This is a genomic window from Streptomyces sp. CB01201 (assembly GCF_002803085.1).
GTDB lineage: Bacteria > Actinomycetota > Actinomycetes > Streptomycetales > Streptomycetaceae > Streptomyces > Streptomyces hundungensis.
Map to the genome: position 1 here is coordinate 107,140 of NZ_NNBJ01000007.1, position 23,051 is coordinate 130,190.

Annotated in this window: 12 protein-coding genes, 1 pseudogene and 1 riboswitch; of the genes and pseudogenes, 11 read left to right on the plus strand and 2 right to left on the minus strand. The window is 70.8% G+C overall.

Features of this window, described 5'->3' with window-relative positions:
- Nucleotides 1-106: 106 nt before the first annotated feature.
- The 7 genes and pseudogenes from CG740_RS16480 (at nt 107) to CG740_RS16510 (ending at nt 13,459) form a co-directional block, all read left to right on the plus strand.
- Nucleotides 107-4,413: pseudogene (locus CG740_RS16480) on the plus strand (discoidin domain-containing protein).
- 136 nt (nt 4,414-4,549) lie between these two features.
- On the plus strand, nt 4,550-5,557 hold the full coding sequence (locus CG740_RS16485; RefSeq protein ID WP_100575894.1) for a LacI family DNA-binding transcriptional regulator: 1,008 nt from the start codon (nt 4,550-4,552) through the stop codon (nt 5,555-5,557).
- A gap of 212 nt (nt 5,558-5,769) precedes the next feature.
- A complete protein-coding gene (locus tag CG740_RS16490) occupies nt 5,770-7,194 on the plus strand; it encodes an extracellular solute-binding protein (protein WP_100575895.1) in 1,425 nt (474 codons plus the stop codon).
- A gap of 66 nt (nt 7,195-7,260) precedes the next feature.
- Nucleotides 7,261-8,205, plus strand: coding sequence for a carbohydrate ABC transporter permease (locus CG740_RS16495; protein WP_100575896.1), 945 nt, complete (start codon nt 7,261-7,263; stop codon nt 8,203-8,205).
- A 145-nt stretch (nt 8,206-8,350) separates the two neighbouring features.
- Nucleotides 8,351-9,226: a carbohydrate ABC transporter permease gene (locus CG740_RS16500; RefSeq protein ID WP_100575897.1), complete on the plus strand. Its 876-nt coding sequence runs from the start codon at nt 8,351-8,353 to the stop codon at nt 9,224-9,226.
- A gap of 46 nt (nt 9,227-9,272) precedes the next feature.
- Nucleotides 9,273-10,904: a glycoside hydrolase family 13 protein gene (locus CG740_RS16505; protein WP_199846474.1), complete on the plus strand. Its 1,632-nt coding sequence runs from the start codon at nt 9,273-9,275 to the stop codon at nt 10,902-10,904.
- 107 nt (nt 10,905-11,011) lie between these two features.
- Nucleotides 11,012-13,459: a discoidin domain-containing protein gene (locus tag CG740_RS16510; RefSeq protein ID WP_234376293.1), complete on the plus strand. Its 2,448-nt coding sequence runs from the start codon at nt 11,012-11,014 to the stop codon at nt 13,457-13,459.
- Nucleotides 13,460-13,552: 93 nt separating this feature from the next.
- On the opposite strand, the gene CG740_RS16515 is transcribed toward CG740_RS16510, so the two are convergent.
- Nucleotides 13,553-14,785, minus strand: coding sequence for a citrate synthase (locus tag CG740_RS16515; RefSeq protein ID WP_100575899.1), 1,233 nt, complete (start codon nt 14,783-14,785; stop codon nt 13,553-13,555).
- A gap of 119 nt (nt 14,786-14,904) precedes the next feature.
- Between CG740_RS16515 and CG740_RS16520 the strand changes: the two genes are divergently transcribed.
- A complete protein-coding gene (locus tag CG740_RS16520; RefSeq protein WP_100575900.1) occupies nt 14,905-16,062 on the plus strand; it encodes a citrate synthase in 1,158 nt (385 codons plus the stop codon).
- A gap of 12 nt (nt 16,063-16,074) precedes the next feature.
- On the plus strand, nt 16,075-17,241 hold the full coding sequence (locus tag CG740_RS16525; protein WP_100575901.1) for a CobW family GTP-binding protein: 1,167 nt from the start codon (nt 16,075-16,077) through the stop codon (nt 17,239-17,241).
- Between the two features lie 28 nt (nt 17,242-17,269).
- On the opposite strand, the gene CG740_RS16530 is transcribed toward CG740_RS16525, so the two are convergent.
- A complete protein-coding gene (locus tag CG740_RS16530) occupies nt 17,270-19,732 on the minus strand; it encodes a DNA gyrase/topoisomerase IV subunit A (protein ID WP_100575902.1) in 2,463 nt (820 codons plus the stop codon).
- A gap of 208 nt (nt 19,733-19,940) precedes the next feature.
- Between CG740_RS16530 and CG740_RS16535 the strand changes: the two genes are divergently transcribed.
- Entirely contained in the window at nt 19,941-21,278 is a 1,338-nt protein-coding gene (locus CG740_RS16535) for a M16 family metallopeptidase (protein ID WP_100575903.1), read from the plus strand.
- A gap of 17 nt (nt 21,279-21,295) precedes the next feature.
- Nucleotides 21,296-22,660 (plus strand): M16 family metallopeptidase, encoded by a 1,365-nt coding sequence (locus tag CG740_RS16540; protein WP_199846486.1) that lies wholly within the window; start codon nt 21,296-21,298, stop codon nt 22,658-22,660.
- Between the two features lie 223 nt (nt 22,661-22,883).
- A riboswitch (cyclic di-AMP (ydaO/yuaA leader) is annotated at nt 22,884-23,043 on the plus strand.
- Nucleotides 23,044-23,051: the final 8 nt, after the last annotated feature.

The window sequence follows — 23,051 nt, forward strand, 5'->3', positions numbered from 1 at the left end:
GTTGCGGGGATGGACGCGCTAACACATCTCTGCAACTCTCTCACCGCTCAGCGCAAATTATGGAGTTCTTCCGTGCAGAAACCCTAGTCGCGCAGATCGGGGATACATGAGAACGCACCGTTGGAGAGGGCGAACCCGGATGAGGGTGCTCGCCGGGACACTCGCCACCAGCCTGTTCATGATCGGTTGGCCCGCGCTCACCGCCTCGGCGGCCGGCGGTCCGGACCTGGCCGCCGGAAAGCCCGCGGCGGCCTCCGGCGCGAACGGCGCCTATGTCGCCAAGAACGTCACCGACGGGGACCAGTCCACCTACTGGGAGAGCGCCGGCAGTTCCTTCCCGCAGTGGGTGCAGGCCGACCTCGGCGGCACGAACAGCATCGACGAGGTCGTCCTGAAGCTCCCCGCCGGCTGGGGCGACCGCAAGGAGACCCTGTCCGTGCAGGGCAGCGCGGACGGCACCACCTTCAGCACGCTGGTGGGCTCCACCGCGTACAGCTTCGCGCAGGCCTCGGCGAACACGGTGAAGATAGGCTTCGCCGCCGCTCAGGCCCGCTTCGTACGCATCGACATCACGGCGAACACCGGCTGGCAGGCAGCCCAGCTCTCCGCCCTGGAAGTCCACGCGGCCGCCGGGTCGGGCAGTACCAACCTCGCCCTCGGCAAGACCCTCACCGCGAGCAGCAGCACCCAGAACTACACGGCGGCCAACGCCAACGACGGCAACAAGGCGAGCTACTGGGAGAGCGCCAACAACGCCTTCCCGCAGTGGATCCAGGCCGACCTCGGCGCGACCGTGCCGGTCGACAAGGTGGTGCTCAAGCTGCCGGACGGCTGGGGCGCGCGCACCCAGACCCTCAAACTCCAGGGCAGCGTCAACGGCACCGACTTCACCGATCTGACCGCCTCGCAGGGGTACGACTTCACCGCCGGCAACGGTCTCACCGTGCCGATCGCGTTCAACGCGGTCACCACGCGCTACGTCCGGGCACTGATCACCGCCAACACCGCCCAGCCCGGCGGCCAGCTCTCCGAGCTGGAGATCTACGGGCCCACGAGCGGTGACACCCAGCCGCCGACCGCACCCAAGAACCTGGCCTACACCGAGCCCGGCACCGGCCAGATCAAGCTGACCTGGGACGCGGCCACCGACAACACCGCCGTCACCGGCTACGACGTCTACGCCAACGGCGAGCTGCGCACCAGCGTGGCCGGCAACGTCACCACGTACACCGACAGCCAGCCGGCGAGCGCCACGGTCGCCTACTACGTGCGGGCCAAGGACGCGGCGGGCAACCAGTCGCCGAACAGCAACACCGTCACCCGCAAGGGCAGTTCGGGCGACACCCAGGCGCCGACCGCGCCCGGCTCGCTCGCCTACACCGAGCCGGCCGCCGGACAGATCAAGCTCACCTGGACGGCCTCCAGCGACAACGTGGGCGTCAGCGGCTACGACATCTACGCCAACAACCAGCTGCTCAAGAGCGTGGCGGGCGATGTCACCACGTACACCGACAGCCAGCCGGCCACGGTGACCGTCTCCTACTACGTGCGGGCCAAGGACGCGGCCGGAAACCAGTCCGGTGCCAGCAACACCGTGACGCGCAACGGGACGTCGAGCGGTGACGGATCCAACCTGGCGGTCGGCAAGCCGATCACGGCCTCCTCGTCCACCTTCACGTATCTCGCCGAGAACGCCGACGACAACAACACGGCGACCTACTGGGAGAGCGCGGCGGGCGGCTACCCGAGCACCCTCACCGTGAAGCTCGGCGCCAACGCGGACACCAACACCGTGGTCCTGAAGCTCAACCCGGACAGCAGCTGGGGCAGGCGCACCCAGAACATCGAGGTGCTCGGGCGCGAGCAGAGCGCGTCCGGGTACACCTCCCTGGTCGCGGCCAAGGACTACACCTTCGATCCGGCGGCCGGGAACACGGTGGCCATCCCGGTCACGGCGCGCGTCGCGGACGTCCAGCTCAAGTTCACCTCCAACACCGGGGCGACGGGCGGCCAGATCGCCGAGTTCCAGGTCGTCGGCGTGCCCTCGCCCAATCCGGACCTGGAGGTCACCGCGCTGACGGCGGCGCCCGCCGCGCCGGTCGAGTCGGACGCCGTGACGCTCTCGGCGACCGTGCACAACAAGGGGACCAGCGCCTCGCCCGCGACCACCGTCGCCTTCCAGCTCGGCGGCTCCACGGCGGCCACCGCGAACGTCGGCGCCCTCGCCGCCGGCGCCTCGCAGACGGGAGCGCCTCGATCGGCACGCACGACGCGGGAACCTATCCGCTGAGCGCGGTCGTTGATCCGGACAACACCGTCATCGAGCAGAACGACACCAACAACAGCTTCACGGGCAGCCCCCTGGTCATCAAGCCGGTCGACTCCTCCGACCTGATCGCCTCCGGGGTCAACTGGACGCCGAGCGCCCCCTCGGCAGGCCAGGCCGTCACCTTCTCCGTGACGCTGAAGAACCAGGGCACGATCGCCTCGGCCGGCGGCGACCACGCCATCACGCTCACCCTGCTCGACGACAAGGGCGCCACGGTCAAGACCCTCACCGGCGCGTACACGGGGACGCTGGCGCCCGGTGCCACCGCCGCCCCGGTGAGCCTCGGCGGCTGGACGGCCGCCAACGGGAAGTACACGGCGAAGGTGGTGATCGCGGACGACGCCAACGAACTTCCGGTCAAGCGCGCCAACAACACCAGCCAGCAGGCGTTCTTCGTCGGGCGCGGCGCCAACATGCCGTACGACACCTATGAGGCGGAGGACGGGGTGACCGGCGGCGGCGCCCAGGTCATCGGGCCCAACCGCACCATCGGCGACCTCGCGGGCGAGGCGTCGGGCCGCAAGGCAGTCACCCTCAACTCCACCGGAAACTATGTGCAGTTCACGACCCGGGCCGACACCAACAGCCTGGTGACGCGCTTCTCCATCCCGGACTCGGCGGGCGGCGGCGGCACCAGCGCCAACCTGGACATCTACGTCGACGGCGTCTTCCGCAAGGCCATCGACCTCAGCTCGAAGTACATGTGGCAGTACGGCGCCGAGGCGAGCCCCAACAACTCGCCAGGCTCCGGGGGACCGCGCCACATCTACGACGAGGCCAACGTGCTGCTCGGCGACACCGTGAAGGCGGGCAGCACCATCCGCCTCCAGAAGGACGCCGCGAACACCTCCACGTACGCGATCGACTTCATCAACCTGGAGCAGGTCACCCAGGTACCCAACCCCGATCCGGCGGCCTATGCGGTGCCCGCCGGCACCGCGCAGCAGGACGTGCAGAACGCGCTGGACAAGGTGCGGATGGACACCACGGGCAAGCTCGTCGGCGTCTATCTGCCGCCCGGCACCTACACCACCAGCAACAAGTTCCAGGTCTACGGCAAGGCCGTGAAGCTGGTCGGCGCCGGCCCCTGGTTCACCCGCTTCGCCACCCCGCCCGACCAGGAGAACACCGACGCCGGCTTCGACGTCCAGTCCTCCGCCAACGGCTCCTCCTTCACCGGGTTCGGCTTCTTCGGCAACTACACCTCCCGCAACGACGGCCCCGGCAAGGTCTTCAACTGGTCGAACGTCGCCAACATGACGATCGACAACGTGTGGGTCGAGCACATGATGTGCCTGTACTGGGGCACCAACACCGACCACATCACCATCAAGAACACCCGGGTCCGCGACCTGTACGCGGACGGGATCAACCTCACCAACGGCAGCAGCGACAACACCATCAGCAATGTCGAGGCCCGCTCCACCGGCGACGACAGCTTCGCCCTGTTCCCCGCCACCGACATCAACAACGCGGACGAGACCGGCAACGTCTTCGAGAACCTCAGCGCCCTGCTCACCTGGCGGGCCGCGGGATTCGCCGTCTACGGAGGCACCGCCAACACCTTCCGCAACCTGTACGCGGCGGACATGCTGACGTACCCCGGACTGACCATCGGCACGCTGAAGTTCGGCTCCATCCCGGCCCTCGGCTTCGGGACGGATCCGACCACCTTCCAGGGCATATCGCTGGTCCGATCCGGCGGCCACTTCTGGGGCGCGCAGGCGTTCGGCGCGCTGTGGATGTACTCCGCGGAGTACGAGTTCCAGGGGATCCGCATCACCGACCTCGACATCACCGACCCGACGTACTCGGGAATCATGTTCCAGACGAAGTACAACGGCAGCACGCCGCTCAATCCCATCAAGGACAGCGTGCTCACCCATGTGAGCATCAGCGGGGCGAAGAGGAGCGGGGACGCCTTCGACGCCAAGTCCGGCATCGGGATCTGGGCCAATGAGCTGCCCGAGCCGGGCCAGGGGCCCGCCGTCGGCGAGGTCACGTTCAACGACCTCAAGCTGAGCGGCAACGCGCAGGACATCAGGAACACCACCTCCACCTTCAAGATCAACACGAACCCGTAACGGAGGCCGCCACGGCAGCCGCCCCGGGGCTCCCGGGGCGGCCTGCCGCATGCCCGCGGACCGGTCCCGGCCGCGTGTGCACTTCGGCCCGTCATCAACGCAAACCGCTTGCATGGCTTGCGCTAGTCTTGCGCTCATGACGCGACGACTTGCTCAGGTGGCGAAGAAGGTTGGAGTCAGCGAGGCCACGGTCAGCCGGGTGCTCAACGGCAAACCGGGAGTCTCCGAATCCACCCGGCAGGCCGTGCTCACGGCACTCGACGTACTCGGCTACGAGCGCCCCACCCAGCTGCGCGGCGAACGCGCGCGCCTGGTCGGCCTCGTCCTGCCCGAGCTCCAGAACCCCATCTTCCCGGCGTTCGCCGAAGTCATCGGCGGAGCCCTCGCCCAGCAGGGCCTGACCCCGGTCCTGTGCACCCAGACCAAGGGCGGTGTCTCGGAGGCGGACTACGTCGACCTGCTCCTCCAGCAGCAGGTCTCCGGCGTCGTCTTCGCGGGCGGGCTCTTCGCGCAGATGGAGGCCCCGCACGGGCACTACCAGCAGCTCGCCGACCGCAAGGTGCCGGTCGTGCTCATCAACGCGGCCATCGAGCACCTCGACTTCCCCGTGGTGGCCTGCGACGACGCGGTGGCGATGGAACAGGCCTGGCGCCACCTCGCCTCCCTCGGCCACCAGCGCATCGGCCTGGTGCTCGGACCGCCCGACCACGTCCCCTCGCGCCGCAAGCTGGACGCGGCCCGCGCGCTCGCCGCGACGGCGGGAACCGACTTCGCCGAGGACCGCGTCGAGCGCGCGATGTTCTCCCTGGAGGGCGGCCAGGCCGCGACCTCCCGGCTCCTGGAGCGCGGCGTGACGGGCATCATCTGCGCCAGCGACCCGCTCGCCCTCGGCGCCGTACGGGCCGCCCGCAGGCGCGGCCTCGACGTGCCCCGGGACGTCTCCGTGGTGGGCTACGACGACTCCGCGTTCATGAACTGCACCGAGCCCCCGCTGACCACCGTGCGCCAGCCCATCGAGGCGATGGGCCGGGCCGCCGTCGAGCTGCTCTCCGCGCAGATCCAGGGCGGCGTGGTGCCCCCGGGCGAGCTCCTCTTCGAGCCCGAACTCGTGGTGCGCGGCTCGACCGCACAGGTGCCGCGCTGACCGTTTGCGTGTAGCTGTCATCCAGCGCGCCGGGCGATGCGGCCCGGCGCGCTGTTGCATGCGCCCCGGACGCCTCTTGCGTACAACGAACTGTCGAAGTTTTACGAAATCGGCGCGAGATATTGCGCAGTTGTGGCGCCGGTGGTTGAGTGTGCCGCGCCCCGCTGCCGTCAGCGACGGGCCTTCCACGCTCCTCCCGAAGGGGTCCTCCGATGAGACGCACCTCGTTCAGCCCCGCACGACAGATACGCCGCGGCGCCGTCGGCGCCCTGGCCGGCGCCCTCGCCCTCACCGCCCTCGCCGCCTGCGGAACCAGCAGCAGCGACAGCGGCAACGGCGACAGCAAGCCCGGCACCGGATCGAGTGACCCCGCGGCCCCGCTCGACCCGAAGACCAAGGTGGACCTCACCATCGACTGCATGCCGCCGGCCGCGAAGGCCGCCGAGCTGAAGGAGTGGAAGCAGGACGTCGCGACGTTCAACCAGACGTACCCGAACGTCAAGATCATCGGTAAGTCGACACCCGGACAGTGCGAGGAGCCCCCGCGCTTCACCGCCGCGCTGAAGGCGAAGTCCCAACCCGACGTCTTCTACTCGTACTTCACCGATCTCCAGCAGGTCCTGGACAACAACGGCGCCGCCGACATCTCGGCCTACGTCACCGACAAGTCCGTCCCCGCCCTGAACAGCATCGACCCGGCCGTGATGGGGGTGTACAAGAAGGACGGCAAGATGTACGGCCTGCCCACCAGCAATTACCAGATGGGCATCATGATCAACCGGAAGCTGTTCAAGCAGGCTGGGCTCGACCCCGACAAGCCGCCCACCACCTGGGAGGAGGTCCGCACCGACTCGCAGGCGATCGCCAGACTCGGGAACGGCGTCTACGGCTACGGCGACTACAGCGCCGAGAACACCGGCGGCTGGCACTTCACCGCCGCGGTGTACAGCCTCGGCGGCGATGTGGTCGGCAGCGACGGCAAGGCCGCCTTCGACAACGCCACCGGCAAGCAGGTCCTCCAGCAGCTGCACGACATGCGCTGGACCGATCAGAGCATGAGCAAGACCCAGCTTCTGAAGTGGGGCGACCTCCAGAAGCAGATCACCGCCGACAAGCTCGGCATGTTCCTGGCCGCACCCGACGACATCGCGTACATGGTCCAGCAACTCGGCGCCAAGTACGAGAACTTCGGCATGGGCCCGATCCCCGGCGGCAAGGCCACGCTCACCGGCGGCAACGGCTACATGATCAAGCAGGGCAGCTCGCCCGACAAGATCAAGGCCGCGATCGCCTGGCTCAACTTCAAGAACCTCAGCCCCGGCAAGGGCCAGTTCGAGTGGGCCCGTACCAAGGCCGACCAGCTGCCCGTCGGAGTGCCGCAGCCCAACTTCTTCACCGGTGACGTCAAGGCCGCCGACCTCAAGTCGCGCACCGACAACGCCACCATGCCGGTCGCCAACTTCGCGCCGTACCTCGCCAACCCGATCCCGGGCAAGGCCGAGCCGCCGAAGGCGCAGGAGGTCTACAAGGTCCTCGACAACGCGATGTCCGCGGTGCTCACCAACAAGGACGCCGACATCGCCAAGCTGCTCTCGACCGCCCAGACGCAGGTCGACCAGGTCCTGGCGAACCAGTAGCGCGCACGGCGGCAGGGGCCGGAGTCACACCCTCCGGCCCCGCCCGCCCCGGATTCAGGAGTGACGATGTCGGCCTCCACACTGCCCACCCGGGAAGCGACCCGGCCGCACCCGGGCGCCGAGCTGCCCAGGCAGAGCGGATTCGCCCGAGCGCTGCGGCGCAACCTCACCGCGCACGGCTTCCTGATCGGCGCCGTGCTCTGCTTCGCGTTCTTCTCCTGGTACCCGATGGTGCGGGAGTTCCTGCTCGCCTTCCAGAAGACGAAGGACGGCCGCACCACCTGGGCCGGCTGGTCCAACCTCTCCTACGTCTTCCACGACCCGGCGTTCTGGCAGGCCTGGCGCAACACGCTGCTCTTCACCGGCCTCGCCCTGATCCTCGGCTTCGTGCTGCCGTTCCTGGTGGCCGTGCTGCTCAATGAATTCCGGCACGGCCAGGGCTACTTGAGGCTCCTCGTCTACCTCCCGGTGATGCTCCCGCCGGTCGCCTCGGTGCTGCTCTTCAAGTACTTCTACGACCCCGGGTACGGCCTGTTCAACCGGATCTTCGAGCTGTTCGGGCTGCCCGCGCAGCAGTGGCTCCAGTCCACCGACACCGCGATGCTGTCGGTGGTGATCGCCGCGACCTGGATGAACATGGGCAGCGCCACCCTCGTCTACCTCGCCGCCCTCCAGGGCATACCCGGCGAGCTGTACGAGGCCGCCGAACTCGACGGCGCCGGGCTGCTGCGCAAGATCTGGCACGTCACCGTGCCGCAGACCCGGCTCGTGCTCTCGCTGATGTTCCTGATGCAGATCATCGCGACGATGCAGGTCTTCACCGAGCCGTTCCTGCTCACCAACGGCGCGGGCCCCGAGGGCTCCACGACGACGGTGGTCTACCTCATCTACCAGTACGCCTTCAACTTCAACAACTACGGCGGCGCCGCTGCCCTCGGCCTGTGCCTGCTCGTCCTGCTCGCCGGCTTCTCGGCGATGTACGTGCGCCTGAGCCGGGACAGCGACGGCTAGCTCCGCCGGACGTGAGGGTTTCGGCTGCGGGCCGTCCGGGGCCGGTCGCGCAGTTCCCCGCGCCCCTTGGGGGCACGCGGCACCTCGTCGGACCCCCGTGCGCCCCCTCCGCAGCAAGACGACTGGAACACGGACTGAGGACCCCATGTCGACACGCACACTCATCTCACCGGCCACCCTCGGCCGCACCCGGGGCAAGGTCGTCTACTGGACCGTCTTCGGCCTCGTCATGCTCCTGTTCACCCTCGTCTTCGTCGGGCCGCTGTACTGGATGGCCGTCAACGGGCTGAAATCCACGGAGGAGTTCACCCGCATCCCGCCGACCCTGGTCCCGCACGGCGTGCACACCGACAACTTCAGCAACGCCTGGCGCGTGACGGACTTCGCCAAGCTGCTGCTCAACACGCTCTGGTACGCGTTCGGCGCGCTCGCCTTCCAGCTCGTCCTCGACGTGGCCGCCGCCTACTCGCTGTCCAAGCTGCGGCCGGTGTTCGGCAAGGCGATCCTCGGCATGATGCTGGCCACCCTCATGATCCCGGCCGCCGTCCTGGTCGTACCGCAGTACCTGACCGTGCTCGACGTGCCGATCTTCAAGCGGAACCTGCTCAACACCCCGTGGGCGATCTGGCTGCCGTCCGTCACCAACGCCTTCAACATCTTCCTGCTCAAGCGGTTCTTCGACTCGATCCCGCGCGAGCTCCTGGACGCCGCGTCCATCGACGGGGCCTCACCGCTGCGCACCCTGCGCTCGGTGGTGCTGCCCATCTCCCGGCCGATCCTGGGCGTCGTCTCCATCTTCGCGGTGGTCGGCGTCTGGAAGGACTTCCTCTGGCCGATGCTCACCCTGCCCGACCCCGCCAAGCAGACCCTCAACGTGGGCATCTACTCGCTCGCCCAGGGCGTCCCCGAGAACTGGCTCACGGCCGCCCTCGCCATGGCGTCGATCCCCACCCTGCTCATCTTCATCGTGTTCCAGCGCAACATCATGAGCGGTCTCACCGCGGGCGGCCTCAAGGGCTGACGCCCGCAACCGCCCACCCCGCACTCCGCCGCCGGCCCCACCCACCATGCCCCCGCTGAACGACGGGGCCGGCGGCGGGACCCCACCTGCCCGAAAGGACCGTCACGTGGCAGCCCACACAAGCGACGACTGGTGGCGCTCGGCCGCCATCTACCAGGTCTACGTACGCAGCTTCGCCGACGGAGACGGCGACGGCACCGGCGATCTCGCGGGCGTCCGGGCGAAGCTGCCCTACCTCGCCGAACTGGGCGTCGACGCCCTGTGGTTCACGCCCTGGTACCTCTCCCCGCTCGCCGACGGCGGCTACGACGTGGCGGACTACCGGGCCATCGACCCCGCGTTCGGCACCATGGCCGAGGCCGAGAAGCTGATCGTCGAGGCACGCGGGCTCGGCATCCGCACCATCGTCGACATCGTGCCCAACCACCTGTCGGACCAGCACCCCTGGTTCCGGGCGGCGCTGGCCGCCGGACCCGGCAGCCCCGAACGGGAGCTCTTCCACTTCCGGCCCGGCCGCGGCGAACACGGCGAACTGCCGCCCAACGCCTGGCCGTCGCAGTTCGCGGGCGAGACCTGGACCCGGGTCGAGGACGGCGAGTGGTACCTGCATCTGTTCACCCCCCAGCAGCCCGACCTCAACTGGGCCCACCCGGCGGTCCGCCGGGAGCACGAGGACGTGCTGCGGTTCTGGTTCGAGCGGGGCGTGGCCGGCGTACGGATCGACTCGGCGGCGCTGCTCGCCAAGGACCCCGAATTGCCCGAGTTCGTCGAGGGCACCGACCGCCACCCCTACATCGACCGCGACGAACTCCACGACGTCTACCGCTCCTGGCGGGCGGTGGCCGACGAGTACGGGGCGGTGTTCGTCGGCGAGGTGTGGCTGCCCGACAGCGAGCGCTTCGCCCGCTATCTGCGCCCCGACGAGCTGCACACCGCCTTCAACTTCACCTTCCTGACGTGCCCTTGGGACGCGGCGCGGCTGCGCGCCTCCATCGACGACACGCTCGCCGAGCACGCCCCGGTCGGCGCGCCCGCCACCTGGGTGCTGTGCAACCACGACGTGACCCGCACGGTCACCCGCTACGGCCGTACCGACACCGGCTTCGACTTCGCCGCCAAGCGCTTCGGCACCCCCACCGACCTGGACCTCGGCACCCGCAGGGCGCGCGCCGCGGCCCTGCTCTCGCTCGCCCTGCCCGGCTCGGTCTACCTCTACCAGGGCGAGGAACTGGGCCTGCCCGAGGCCGACATCCCGCTCGACCGCATCCAGGACCCGATGCACTTCCGGTCCGGCGGGGTGGACCCGGGCCGGGACGGCTGCCGCGTTCCGCTGCCCTGGACGGCCGAGCCATGGGCCACGCCCTGGCTGCCGCAGCCCGGCGACTGGGCGCGCTACGCCGCCGACCGGCAGGGCGGCGACCCGTCCTCCATGCTCGCCCTCTACCGCCGCGCCCTGCTCCTGCGGCGCAGCCAACCAGGCTTCGGCGACGGCGGGTTGACGTGGCTGGAGGCTCCGGAGGGGGTGCTCGCCTTCGCCCGCGAGGACGGTCTGTGCTGTGTGGTCAACCTCGCCGCCGAGCCGGTCCCGCTGCCCGCCCACCGCGCCCTGCTCCTCGCGAGCGGCCCACTGGCCGACGGGCTGCTGCCCCAGGACACAGCGGTGTGGCTGCGCGCCTGACCGCTGTTCGCACGATGTCCGATCCCGTGCCACTCCGAGGTCCGAGGAAGGAATCTGCGCTTCCGCCCCACGAATCCCCGCTTCCACCCCACGAAGGAAGGACTGTCATGGGCATGATTAGAGCCGCGATCGGTGCCGCACCCCAGGAGCCCCCACCACCGCCGACCGCGCCCGTCCGGCGCACCTCGTCCGCCGGGCGGGCCGCCGCCGCGGTCGCGGCGCTCGCCTGTGTCCTCGCGCTCGGCGCGGTCGGACTGGGCGGCGGCGCCTCCGCGTCGGCCGCCGAGTCCGCCCCGCTGTCCCCGCTGGCCGTCGCCGGGCGCGGCGCCACCGTGCCGTTCACCGAGCTGGAGGCGGAGGCCGCCGCCACCAACGGCACGGTGATCGGCCCCGACCGCACCTACACCTCGCTGCCCTCGGAGGCCTCGGGCCGCAGCGCGGTGCGGCTGGACGCGGCCGGCCAGTACGTCGAGTTCACCCTCACCGCGCCCGCCAACGCCGTGGACATCCGCTACAGCGTCCCGGACAACGCGGCCGGCACCGGCATCAGCGCACCGGTCGAGCTCAGCTCGGGCGGGACCAAGCTGAAGGACCTCACCTTCACCTCCAAGTACGGCTGGTTCTACGGGAGTTACCCCTTCCAGAACCAGCCGGGCGACAAGCCGCACCACTTCTACGACGAGACCCGCACCCTCTTCGGCAAGACCCTGCCCGCGGGCTCGAAGGTCCGGGTCACCCTGCCCTCCACCAGCGCGACCCCCTGGGCCGTGGTCGACCTCGCCGACTTCGAGCTCGTCCCGGACCCGATCGCCCGCCCCGCGGGCTCGCTCTCGGTGACGGACTACGGGGCGGACGCGAGCGGCGCCGCCGACTCGACCTCCGCCTTCCAGCAGGCGGTCGACGCGGGCAAGGCACAGGGCAAGGCGGTCTACATCCCGTCCGGCACCTTCAAGCTCACCGACCATGTGGTGGTCGACCAGGTGACGCTGGCCGGGGCCGGCCCCTGGTACTCGGTGCTCACGGGCCGCAGCTCCACCGACCGCACCCGGGCCGCCGGGATCTACGGCAAGTACGTGAGCGGCGGCGGCTACAAGGGCGGCATCCGCCCCTACGAGTCGGGCGGGCCCAGCCGCAATGTCGTCCTGAAGGACTTCGCGCTGATCGGCGAGATCACCGAGCGCGTGGACGAGGACCAGGTCAACGGGATCGGCGGGGCGCTCAGCAACTCCACCGTCGACGATGTGTGGCTCCAGCACACCAAGGTCGGGGCCTGGATGGACGGCCCCATGGACGACTTCCACATCAAGAACAGCCGGATCCTGGACCAGACGGCCGACGGCGTCAACTTCCACTGGGGGGTGACCCATTCATCGGTGGAGAACACCTTCCTGCGCAACACCGGTGACGACGGGCTCGCCATGTGGTCCGACACCGTGACCGACGCCAACAACACGTTCAAGAACAACACCGTGGTGGCGCCCGTCCTCGCCAACAACATCGCGCTGTACGGCGGCAGGGACAACGCGGCGACCGACAACGTGGTCGCGGACACCGTCACCAACGGCGGCGGTCTGCACGTCGGCAACCGGTTCGACGGCGTCAATCCGGGCAGCGGAACCGATGTCCAGGGCACCATCACGCTGGCCCGCAACACCACCATCCGGGCCGGCAACGCGGACCTCGGCTGGCCGTTCCCGATCGGCGCGGTGTGGTTCGACTCGCGCAACAGCACCATGGACAAGGCGACGGTGAACGTGACCGACACCGACATCCTGGACAGCTCCTACGCGGCCATCCACTTCGTGTCCGGCACCACCAAGGGCGTCAACTTCACCAACGTCAACATCGACGGCACCGGCACCTTCGCCCTCCAGTTCAACGATCCGGCCCAGCTCAGCATGACCGGGGTCACCGCGAAGAACCTCGGGTTCTCCGAGCCGGTCTACAGCTGCCTCGGCGGCAACCTCGCCCTCACCCAGGGTGCGGGCAACTCCGGCTGGAACGGCAAGCTGCCCGCCACCTACTGCGGCGAGTGGCCGGCGCCCAACTACCACCACGGCGGCGGCACCACACCCCCGACCAGCCCGCCGCCCACCGGGCCGAGTTCGCCGCCGCCGAGCAGCCCGCCCGCCGACCCCGACCTCGCCAAGGGCCGCCCGGTCGCCGAGACCTCGCACACCCAGGTCTACGACGCGGCCAAGGCCGTCGACGGCGACGCCAACACCTACTGGGAGAGCGCCAACAACGCCTTCCCGCAGTCGATCACCGTCGACCTGGGCTCGGTGCGGGCCGTCGGCAAGCTGGTCCTGAAACTGCCGCCCGCGACCGCCTGGGGCGCCCGCACCCAGACGCTCTCCGTGCTCGGCAGCGCCGACAACGGCACCTACGGACAGCTCGTCGCGAGCCGTGGCTGCACCTTCGACCCGGCCACCGGCAACCAGGTCGCCATCAGCCTGCCCGCCGGCACCAGCACCCGCTATCTGCGGCTCACGGTGACGGCCAACACCGGCTGGCCGGCCGCCCAGTTCAGCGAGTTCGAGGCGTACGCGCCCTGACCCCGCCCGACCCGGTGTCCTGCGCCGGGAGGATCCGAAGCCGGGTGCCCCGGCCGACGCGCTCCACGGCGTCGGCCGGGGCACCCGGTCCGTTCAGGCGGGCAGGGCGCGCGGCGGGCGCGGGCCGGTGTAGTGCCCGCTCGGGCGCATCCTGAGCGGGCGCTCCGCGTACTCCTCCAGGGCATGGGCGATCCAGCCGGCCGTGCGGGCCACCGCGAACACGGTCTCGCCCGCCTCGGCCGGCATGCCGAACGCGACGCTCATGACGGCGAGCGCCAGGTCCACGTTGGCGTGCAGCGCGGTGTGCCGGGCCGTCGTCTCGACGACATCGCGGGCGGCGGCCAGTGCGTCGGCGGCCTGCGGGATCGCCTCCAGGAGTGCGAACAGGGCCTGGGCGCGCGGGTCTTCGCCCGGATACAGCCGGTGTCCGAGACCGGGCACGCGCCGGCCGGAGCGCAGATGGTCGGCGACGACCGGGGCCGCGCCGCCGCGTTCGAGCACCTCGGCCAGGGTGCGGTGGGCCAGCCCGCTCGCGGCGCCGTGCAGGGGCCCCTCCAGCGCGCCGAGCCCCGCCGAGACGACGGCGTAGGGATGGGCCCGGGCGGAGGCCGCGACGCGGACGGCGAGCGTGGAGGCGGCCAGGTCGTGGTCGATGAGCAGGGCAAGAGCCGTATCCAGCAACCGGATTGACGACTCATCAGCTTCTTGGGAGGTCAGTCGCCGCCACAGCTGCCGGGCCAGGCGTCCCTCGTCCCCGCCCCCCGGGCCCACCGCCGGCAGGGCGCCGACCAGGGTCGGGATCAGCGTACGGGCGCAGCCGAGCACCGCCGCGGGGTCCAGGTCGAAGCGCAGCGGGTCGGCCGCCGAGACCGCGACCGCCGCCACCCTGAGCCGGTCCATCGCGCCGCTGTGCGCGGGCAGCGCGTCGACGGCGCGGCGGGCCGCCTCCAGGAACGGCCGGGGGGCGGTGAAGCGGAGGCCATGGGTGAGCTCCCCGGTCCACACCCACCCCGCGACCTCCTCGAAGCCGTAGGCGGTGGCGAGCTGGACCGCGTCCACGCCGCGGAAGTAGTAGTGGTCCTTGTCGATGAGGGTGAGGGCGGTGCGGAAGGACAGCTCGCCACCCGGGGCCGCCCCGGCCGGCTCCCGGCGGGCGCCGCGCCGGGCGAGCGCGTCGACCTCCCGGGCGTCGAAGGTCGAGCCCCGGCCGCCCGGGGCGCGCTCACTGCTCAGCTGGCCGCGGCTGACATAGGCGTAGACCGTCTCGGGCTTCACGCCGAGCCGCTCCGCCGCCTCGCGGGTGGTGAGCCGTGCCTGATCCGTCATGGGGTCACCGTATCCATCGCATCAGCCATCCCGATCCGTATTGATTCAATCAACATTGACAGCTTCGGAGTCAATCATAGACAGTCAAGTCAACATGAGGAACTGAAGGAGGCATCCCCATGGCCGGCACCATCACCGCCCCCGCCGCGGTACCCCGCGGGCTCGCGGGCGTCGTCGTCACGGACACCGGACTCGGCGACGTCCGCGGCCGCGAGGGCTTCTACCACTACCGCCAGTACTCCGCCGTCGAGCTCGCCGAGCGCCGCAGCTTCGAGGACGTCTGGCACCTGATGTTCCACGGCGAACTGCCCGACACGGAGGCCCGAGCCGCCTTCACCGCCCGCACCGCCGCGCTGCGCCACCTGCCCGACGGCGTGCGCCGGGCGCTCCCCGGCATCGCCCGCACCGGCGCCCCGTCCGGCCCGCTCGCCGGGCTGCGCACCGCGCTCTCGCTGCTCGGCGCGGCCAAGGGCTTCCGGCCGGTGTACGACCTGGACGCCACCCGGCGCGCCGAGGACGCGCTGGCCGCCTGCGCCGCCGTGCCCACCCTGCTCACCGCGCTGCACCGGCTCGGCCGGGGGCTCGAACCCGTCGAGCCGCGCGACGACCTCTCGTACGCCGCCAACTACCTCTACACGCTGGCCGGTTACGAGGCCGAACCCGAGCGGGTCCGCGCCGTCGAGCAGTACCTGATCTCCACCGTCGACCACGGCTTCAACGCCTCCACCTTCACCGCCCGGGTCGTCGCCTCCACCGGCGCCGATGTCGCGGCGAGCCTGGTGGCCGCGGTCGGCGCGCTCTCCGGGCCGCTGCACGGCGGCGCCCCCAGCCGCGCCCTGGACACCCTGGACGCGATCGGCACCCCGGACCGCATCGACGGCTGGATCCGCGAGCGCGTCCTGGCCGGCGACCGGATCATGGGCTTCGGGCATCCGGTCTACCGCACCGAGGACCCCCGCTCCCGCATGCTGCGCGGGATCGCGGAGGGCTTCGGCGGGCCGCTCGTGACCTTCGCGGTCGAGGTGGAGCGCCAGGTCGAGGCGATCCTGGCCGAACTCAAGCCGGGCCGCGAGCTGCACACCAACGTCGAGTTCTACGCCGGGGTGGTCATGGAGCTGTGCGGGCTGCCCCGCGAGATGTTCACGCCCACCTTCTGCGCCGCCCGGGTGGTCGGCTGGAGCGCCAATATCCTGGAGCAGTCGGCGGACTCGAAGATCATTCGTCCGGCGGCCCGCTATGTGGGCCCGCCCCCGCCGCAGCCCGTACCCGCAGTCTGAGGAAGGCCCCAGGTGAACAGCCCGAGCAAGCAGATCCCCGTCATCGTCCTCGCGGGCTTCCTCGGCTCGGGCAAGACCACCCTGCTCAACCATCTGCTCCGGGCCTGCCGGGGCACCCGGATCGGCGCCATCGTCAATGACTTCGGGTCCATCGAGATCGACGCCATGACGGTGGCCGGACAGCTCGGCGACTCCACCGTCTCGCTCGGCAACGGCTGTCTGTGCTGCGCCGTGGACGCGAGCGAACTCGACGTCTACCTGGACCGGCTCACCCGGCCCGCCGCCCGCCTCGACGTGATCGTCATCGAGGCGAGCGGCCTCGCCGAGCCCCAGGAACTCGTGAAGATGCTGCTCGCCAGCGAGAACCCGCGCATCGTGTACGGGGGCCTGGTCGAGGTCGTGGACGCGGCGGAGTACGACACCACCCGGGACAAGCACCCCGAGATCGAGCGGCACCTGGGCGTCGCCGACCTGGTGGTGCTCAACAAGACGGACCGGGTGGACGCGGCGGACCTGGCCCGGCTGCGGGCCTCGCTCGCGACGGCGGCCGCGGTGGTGGAGTCCGCGTACGGCAGGGTCGACCCGGAGCTGTTCTTCGACCGGCGGCCCGTCACCGAGCGGGTCGGCCAGCTCGCCTTCGACGACCTCCTGGACGACACCCCCGCACCGGGGGAGTGCGCCGAGGGCCACCGGGGCTGCCGCGGACACGACCATCTGCACGCCGGATACGAATCCGTCGCCTTCACCTCGGACGTGCCCCTGGACCCGCGCCGCCTGATGGCCTTCCTCGACACCCGGCCCGAGGGCCTCTACCGCATCAAGGGCTTCATCGACTTCGGCGCGGCCGACCCCCGCAACCGCTACGGCCTGCACGCGGTCGGCCGGTTCCTGCGCTTCCACCCCGAGCCGTGGCCGCCCGGACCGGGGCACCGCACCGAGCTCGTCCTCATCGGCGCCGGCATCGACGCGCCCGCCCTGGAGGCCCAGCTCGCCGGCTGTGTCAGCGACCGCCCGGACGAGACCCCCGCCGAACACGCGATGTGGGGCGTCCTGCGGTATGTGCCCGAGCCCGAGGGCCCGGCAGAGGGCGGGGAACCGGCAGCGGCCTGGGGACGGGAAGGGGCCGGGGGACGGGAAGAGGCCGGGGAGTTCGCCGAACTCCCCGGTCCCGTCGACTAGTTGGCGCCCGGCGGTGCCGCTTCCCGTGTTACGAGGAGGGCCCCGCCAGGACCGCCACGGGGGAGGGCAGCGGGGTGCCCGAGCCGTCGCGGCGCGGGTCGATCTCCGGGAGCTGGGCCGGGGTGCCGTTGGTCTGGGCGGCGCGGGCCGGGGCCGGGCCCGCCCAGGCCAGGACCAGCTTGTCCTCGCCCTTCAGGAACCGCTGGCAGCGCACACCGCCGGTGGCCCGGCCCTTGCGCGGATACTGATCGAACGGCGTCAGCTTCGCCGACACCGCCGCGTCGCCGAGCAGCGTCGCCCCCGAACCGGCCACCGAGAACACCACCGCGTCGCCGGCCGGGTCGACCGCCGTGAACGAGATCACCTTGGCGCCGTCGGTCAGCTTGATGCCGGCCATGCCGCCCGCGGCCCGGCCCTGCGGGCGCACCTGGCTCGCCTGGTAGCGCAGGAGCTGGGCGTCGTCGGTGATGAAGACCAGGTCCTCCTCGCCGGTGCGCAGCTCGGCCGCGCCCACGATCCGGTCACCGTCCTTGAGGGTGATGACCTCCAACTCGTCCTTGTTCGCCGGGTAGTCGGGCACGACGCGCTTGACGACGCCCTGCTCGGTGCCGATCGCGAGGCCGGGCGAGGACTCGTCGAGCGTGGTCAGGCAGACCACCGTCTCGTCCGGCTCCAGGGAGGACAGGAACTCCGAGATCGGGGCGCCGCCCGACAGGTTGGGCGCGGAGGCCGTGTCCGGGAGCTGCGGCAGGTCGATCACCGCCAGCCTCAGCAGCCGCCCGGTGGACGTCACCACACCCACGTCGCCGCGCTGGGTGGCGGGCACGGCCGAGACGATCACATCGTGCTTGACCCGCTTGTCCTCCTCGCCGGCCACGAACGGCTCACTGCCCGCGGTGCGGGCCAGCAGGCCCGTCGAGGAGAGCAGCACCCGGCACGGGTCGTCCGCGACCTCCAGGGCCACGGCCGCGATCGGGGCGCCCGCCGACTCCAGCAGGACCGTGCGCCGGTCGGTGCTGAACTTCTTGGCCACCGCGGCCAGTTCGGCCGAGACCAGCTTGCGCAGTTCGCCGTCCGAGTCCAGGATCCCGGTCAGCTCGTCGATCTCGCCGGTCAGCCGGTCGCGCTCGCTCTCCAGCTCGATCCGGTCGAACCTGGTGAGGCGGCGCAGCGGGGTGTCCAGGATGTACTGCGTCTGGATCTCGCTCAGCGAGAAGTGCTCGATGAGCCGCTCCTTCGCCTGCGCCGAGTTGTCACTCGACCGGATGATCCTGATGACCTCGTCGATGTCGACCAGGGCGACCAGCAGGCCCTCGACCAGGTGCAGCCGGTCCCGGCGCTTGGTGCGGCGGAACTCGCTGCGCCGGCGCACCACGGTGAAGCGGTGGTCGAGGTAGACCTCCAGGAGCTCCTTGAGGCCGAGCGTGAGCGGCTGGCCGTCCACCAGGGCCACGTTGTTGATGCCGAAGGACTCCTCCATCGGCGTCAGCTTGTAGAGCTGCTCCAGGACGGCCTCCGGCACGAAGCCGTTCTTGATCTCGATGACCAGACGCAGGCCGTGCGAGCGGTCGGTCAGGTCCTTCACATCGGCGATGCCCTGGAGCTTCTTCGAGCCGACCAGGTCCTTGATCTTGGAGATGACCTTCTCCGGGCCGACCGTGAACGGCAGCTCGGTGACGACCAGGCCCTTGCGGCGGGCCGTCACGTTCTCCACCGAGGCGGTGGCGCGGATCTTGAAGGTGCCGCGGCCCGACTCGTAGGCGTCCTTGATCCCGCCCAGGCCCACGATGCGCCCGCCGGTCGGCAGGTCGGGGCCCGGCACGAAGCGCATCAGCGCCTCCAGGTCGGCCTGCGGGTGCCGGATCAGATGGCGGGCCGCCGCGATGACCTCGCCGAGGTTGTGCGGCGGCATGTTGGTCGCCATGCCGACCGCGATCCCGGAGGAGCCGTTCACCAGCAGATTGGGATAGGCGGCCGGCAGGGCCACCGGCTCCTGCTCCTGGCCGTCGTAGTTCGAGGCGAAGTCGACCGTGTCCTCGTCGATGGACTCCGTCATGAGCGAGGTGGCGTCGGCCATCTTGCACTCGGTGTACCGCATGGCGGCCGGCGGGTCGTCGTTGCCGAGCGAGCCGAAGTTGCCGTGGCCGTTGACCAGCGGAAGCCGCATGGAGAACGGCTGGGCCATGCGCACCAGGGCGTCGTAGATGGAGGCGTCGCCGTGCGGGTGCAGCTTGCCCATCACCTCGCCGACGACCCGGGCGCACTTCACATAGCCCCGGTCGGGGCGCAGGCCCATCTCGTTCATCTGGTAGACGATCCGGCGCTGGACGGGCTTCATTCCGTCCCGTGCGTCCGGCAGGGCCCGCGAGTAGATCACGGAGTACGCGTACTCAAGGAAGGAGCCCTGCATCTCGTCGACGACGTCGATGTCGAGGATCCGCTCCTCGAAGTCGTCGGGCGGCGGCGGGGTCTTCGTGCTGCGGCGGGCCATCGCGGCTGCTGCTCCTTCACGTACCGGATCGGATCTCTGATGCCGACCATTGTGGACCGTCCCACTGACAACGCCGACCGCGACCCGGGAACTTCGCCAGGTGCCCGCGCGCTTGCATACAGTGGCAGGACTTCTTTACGTAAGGGTTCTCCCGCCAGTACTTCACACAGCGGTACTGCACATCGCGAACGAAGGGACGTACATGCCCATGGGTCACACGGCCACCGCGCAGGCCGGCTCCGGCGGTCTGACAGCGACTGAGCACCGACTGGCCAACGGCCTGCGCGTGGTGCTCTCCGAGGACCACCTGACCCCGGTCGCGGCGGTGTGCCTCTGGTACGACGTCGGCTCGCGCCACGAGGTCAAGGGCCGCACCGGCCTCGCCCACCTCTTCGAGCACCTCATGTTCCAGGGCTCCCACCAGGTGCACGGCAACGGCCACTTCGAGCTGGTGCAGGGTGCGGGCGGTTCGCTGAACGGCACCACCAGCTTCGAGCGCACCAACTACTTCGAGACCATGCCCGCCCACCAGGTCGAGCTCGCGCTCTGGCTGGAGGCCGACCGCATGGGCTCGCTGCTCGCCGCGCTGGACGAGCAGTCGATGGACAACCAGCGCGACGTCGTCAAGAACGAGCGCCGCCAGCGCTACGACAACGTCCCCTACGGCACCGCCTTCGAGAAGCTGACGGCGCTCGCCTACCCGGAGGGCCACCCCTACCACCACACGCCGATCGGCTCGATGGCCGATCTGGACGCGGCGACCCTGGAGGACGCGCGGAACTTCTTCCGCACGTACTACGCGCCCAACAACGCGGTGCTCTCCGTGGTCGGCGACATCGACCCGGAGCAGACGCTGGCCTGGGTGGAGAAGTACTTCGGCTCCATCCCCGGCCACGACGGCAAGCAGCCGCCGCGCGACGGCTCGCTGCCCGACACCATCGGCGGGCAGCTGCGCGAGGTCGTCGAGGAGGACGTCCCGGCGCGCGCCCTGATGGCCGCCTACCGGCTGCCCCACGACGGCACCCGCGAGGCGGACGCGGCCGACCTGGCGCTGACCGTCCTCGGCGGCGGCGAGTCCTCCCGGCTGCACAACCGCTTGGTCCGCCGCGACCGCACCGCGGTGGCCGCGGGCTTCGGCCTGCTGCGCCTGGCCGGCGCGCCCTCGCTCGGCTGGCTCGACGTCAAGACGTCCGGCGGTGTCGAGGTCGAGGACATCGAGACCGCGGTCGACGACGAGCTCGCGCGGTTCGCGGCCGAGGGCCCGACCGCGGAGGAGATGGAGCGCGCCCAGGCCCAGTTGGAGCGCGAATGGCTCGACCGGCTCGGCACCGTGGCGGGCCGCGCCGACGAACTGTGCCGCTACGCCGTCCTGTTCGGCGACCCGCAGCTCGCCCTGACCGCGGTGGACCGCGTCCTTGACATCACCGCCGAGGAGGTCCAGGCGGTCGCCGCCGCGACGCTGCGCCCCGACAACCGGGCGGTCCTGGTGTACGAGCCCACCGCGGCACCCGAGGCAGGCAACGAAGAGGAAGAGGCGGGCCAGTGACGGACGCTGTCGTGACCATGGAGTTCCACCCGCAGCCGGCCGCGGGCCCCGCGACCCCGTGGGCCTTCCCGGCCCCCGAGCGCGGCACGCTCGGCAACGGCATGACCGTGCTGCGCTGCCACCGGCCGGGCCAGCAGGTCGTCGCCGTCGAGGTCTTCCTCGCGGCTCCGCTGGACGCCGAGCCCGAGGGCCTGGACGGCGTCGCCACGATCATGGCGCGCGCCCTGACCGAGGGCACCGACAAGCACTCGGCCGAGGAGTTCGCCGCCGAGCTGGAGCGCTGCGGCGCCACGCTCGACGCGCACGCCGACCACCCGGGCCTGCGGGTCTCCCTCGAAGTGCCGGTCTCCCGGCTGCCGAAGGCGCTCTCGCTGCTCGCCGAGGCGCTGCGGGCCCCCGCGTTCGCCGACTCCGAGATCGAGCGCCTGGTGCGCAACCGGCTCGACGAGATCCCGCACGAGCAGGCCAACCCGGCCCGCCGCGCCGCCAAGCAGCTCGCCAAGGAGCTCTTCCCGGCCTCCTCGCGCATGTCCCGGCCGCGCCAGGGCACCGAGGAGACCGTCGCCGCCATCGACGCGGCCGCGGTGCGTGCCTTCTACGAGGCGCATGTGCGCCCCTCGACGGCCGTCACCGTGGTGGTGGGCGACCTGGCGGGCACCGACCTCGACGCGATCCTCGCGGACACCCTGGGCGACTGGACCGGCAACACCGCCGAGCCGCGCCCGGTTCCGCCGATCACCGCCGACGACCGCGGCCGGGTCGTCATCGTGGACCGCCCGGGCGCGGTCCAGACGCAGCTGCTCATCGGCCGCATCGGCCCCGACCGCCACGACCGGGTCTGGGCGGCCCAGGTGCTCGGCACGTACTGCCTCGGCGGCACCCTGACCTCGCGGCTCGACCGGGTGCTGCGCGAGGAGAAGGGCTACACCTACGGGGTGCGGTCCTTCGGCCAGGTGCTGCGCTCGGGTCCGGACGGCGGCGCCTCGATGCTCGCCATCACCGGCTCGGTCGACACCCCGAACACCGGCCCCGCCCTGGACGACCTGTGGAAGGTGCTGCGCAAGCTCGCCGCGGAGGGCCTCACGGACGCCGAGCGCGAGACGGCCGTGCAGAACCTGGTGGGCGTCGCGCCGCTGAAGTACGAGACCGCGGCGGCCGTCGCCGGGACGCTGGCCGACCAGGTCGAGCAGTTCCTTCCGGACGACTACCAGGCCCAGTTGTACGCCCAGCTCGCGGACACCGGCACCGTGGAGGCGACGGCGGCCGTCGTCAACGCCTTCCCGGCCGACCGGCTCGTCACGGTCCTGGTCGGTGACGCGGCGCAGATCGCGGAGCCGGTCAAGGCGCTCGGGATCGGTGAAGTCACCGTCGTCACGGGCTGATTGAGGTCCCGGGGCCGCCGAGCGGGCCGGGACGGACGAGGACACGGAGGACCCCGGAGGCGCCTGAGCCGCCGGGGTCCTCCCGTATGTCCGGTTTATTGGGGAGGTTGCCTGTCTGTCATGTGGCGTGCGCTACAAAAACCTGTGTGTGTTTGGTGATTGAAAGACGAGACGTTTAGCGTCGGTCCCGCTGTCCGTCACCACCCGTCGCAGCCGCGGCACCGGTCAGTGATCGCCGAGTCCCCGATGGCGCGAGCCAGGGGAGCCGGGGACCCACTCAGTCCCTGGGGTGAATCGGACCCCTCCGCCCGCGGAGGAGCCCGTAGGAGACCTTCCTGCTCCGAACCCGTCAGCTAACCCGGTAGGCGAGATGGAAGGAAAGGACACCGCC

Bases quoted from the DNA above. Each gene is read 5' to 3' on its own strand.
- CG740_RS16485 (WP_100575894.1), top strand. From the start codon at position 4,550: ATGACGCGACGACTTGCTCAGGTGGCGAAGAAGGTTGGAGTCAGCGAG.
- CG740_RS16490 (WP_100575895.1), top strand. From the start codon at position 5,770: ATGAGACGCACCTCGTTCAGCCCCGCACGACAGATACGCCGCGGCGCC.
- CG740_RS16495 (WP_100575896.1), top strand. From the start codon at position 7,261: ATGTCGGCCTCCACACTGCCCACCCGGGAAGCGACCCGGCCGCACCCG.
- CG740_RS16500 (WP_100575897.1), top strand. From the start codon at position 8,351: ATGTCGACACGCACACTCATCTCACCGGCCACCCTCGGCCGCACCCGG.
- CG740_RS16505 (WP_199846474.1), top strand. From the start codon at position 9,273: ATGCCCCCGCTGAACGACGGGGCCGGCGGCGGGACCCCACCTGCCCGA.
- CG740_RS16510 (WP_234376293.1), top strand. From the start codon at position 11,012: ATGGGCATGATTAGAGCCGCGATCGGTGCCGCACCCCAGGAGCCCCCA.
- CG740_RS16515 (WP_100575899.1), bottom strand. From the start codon at position 14,785: ATGACGGATCAGGCACGGCTCACCACCCGCGAGGCGGCGGAGCGGCTC.
- CG740_RS16520 (WP_100575900.1), top strand. From the start codon at position 14,905: ATGGCCGGCACCATCACCGCCCCCGCCGCGGTACCCCGCGGGCTCGCG.
- CG740_RS16530 (WP_100575902.1), bottom strand. From the start codon at position 19,732: ATGGCCCGCCGCAGCACGAAGACCCCGCCGCCGCCCGACGACTTCGAG.
- CG740_RS16535 (WP_100575903.1), top strand. From the start codon at position 19,941: ATGGGTCACACGGCCACCGCGCAGGCCGGCTCCGGCGGTCTGACAGCG.
- CG740_RS16540 (WP_199846486.1), top strand. From the start codon at position 21,296: ATGGAGTTCCACCCGCAGCCGGCCGCGGGCCCCGCGACCCCGTGGGCC.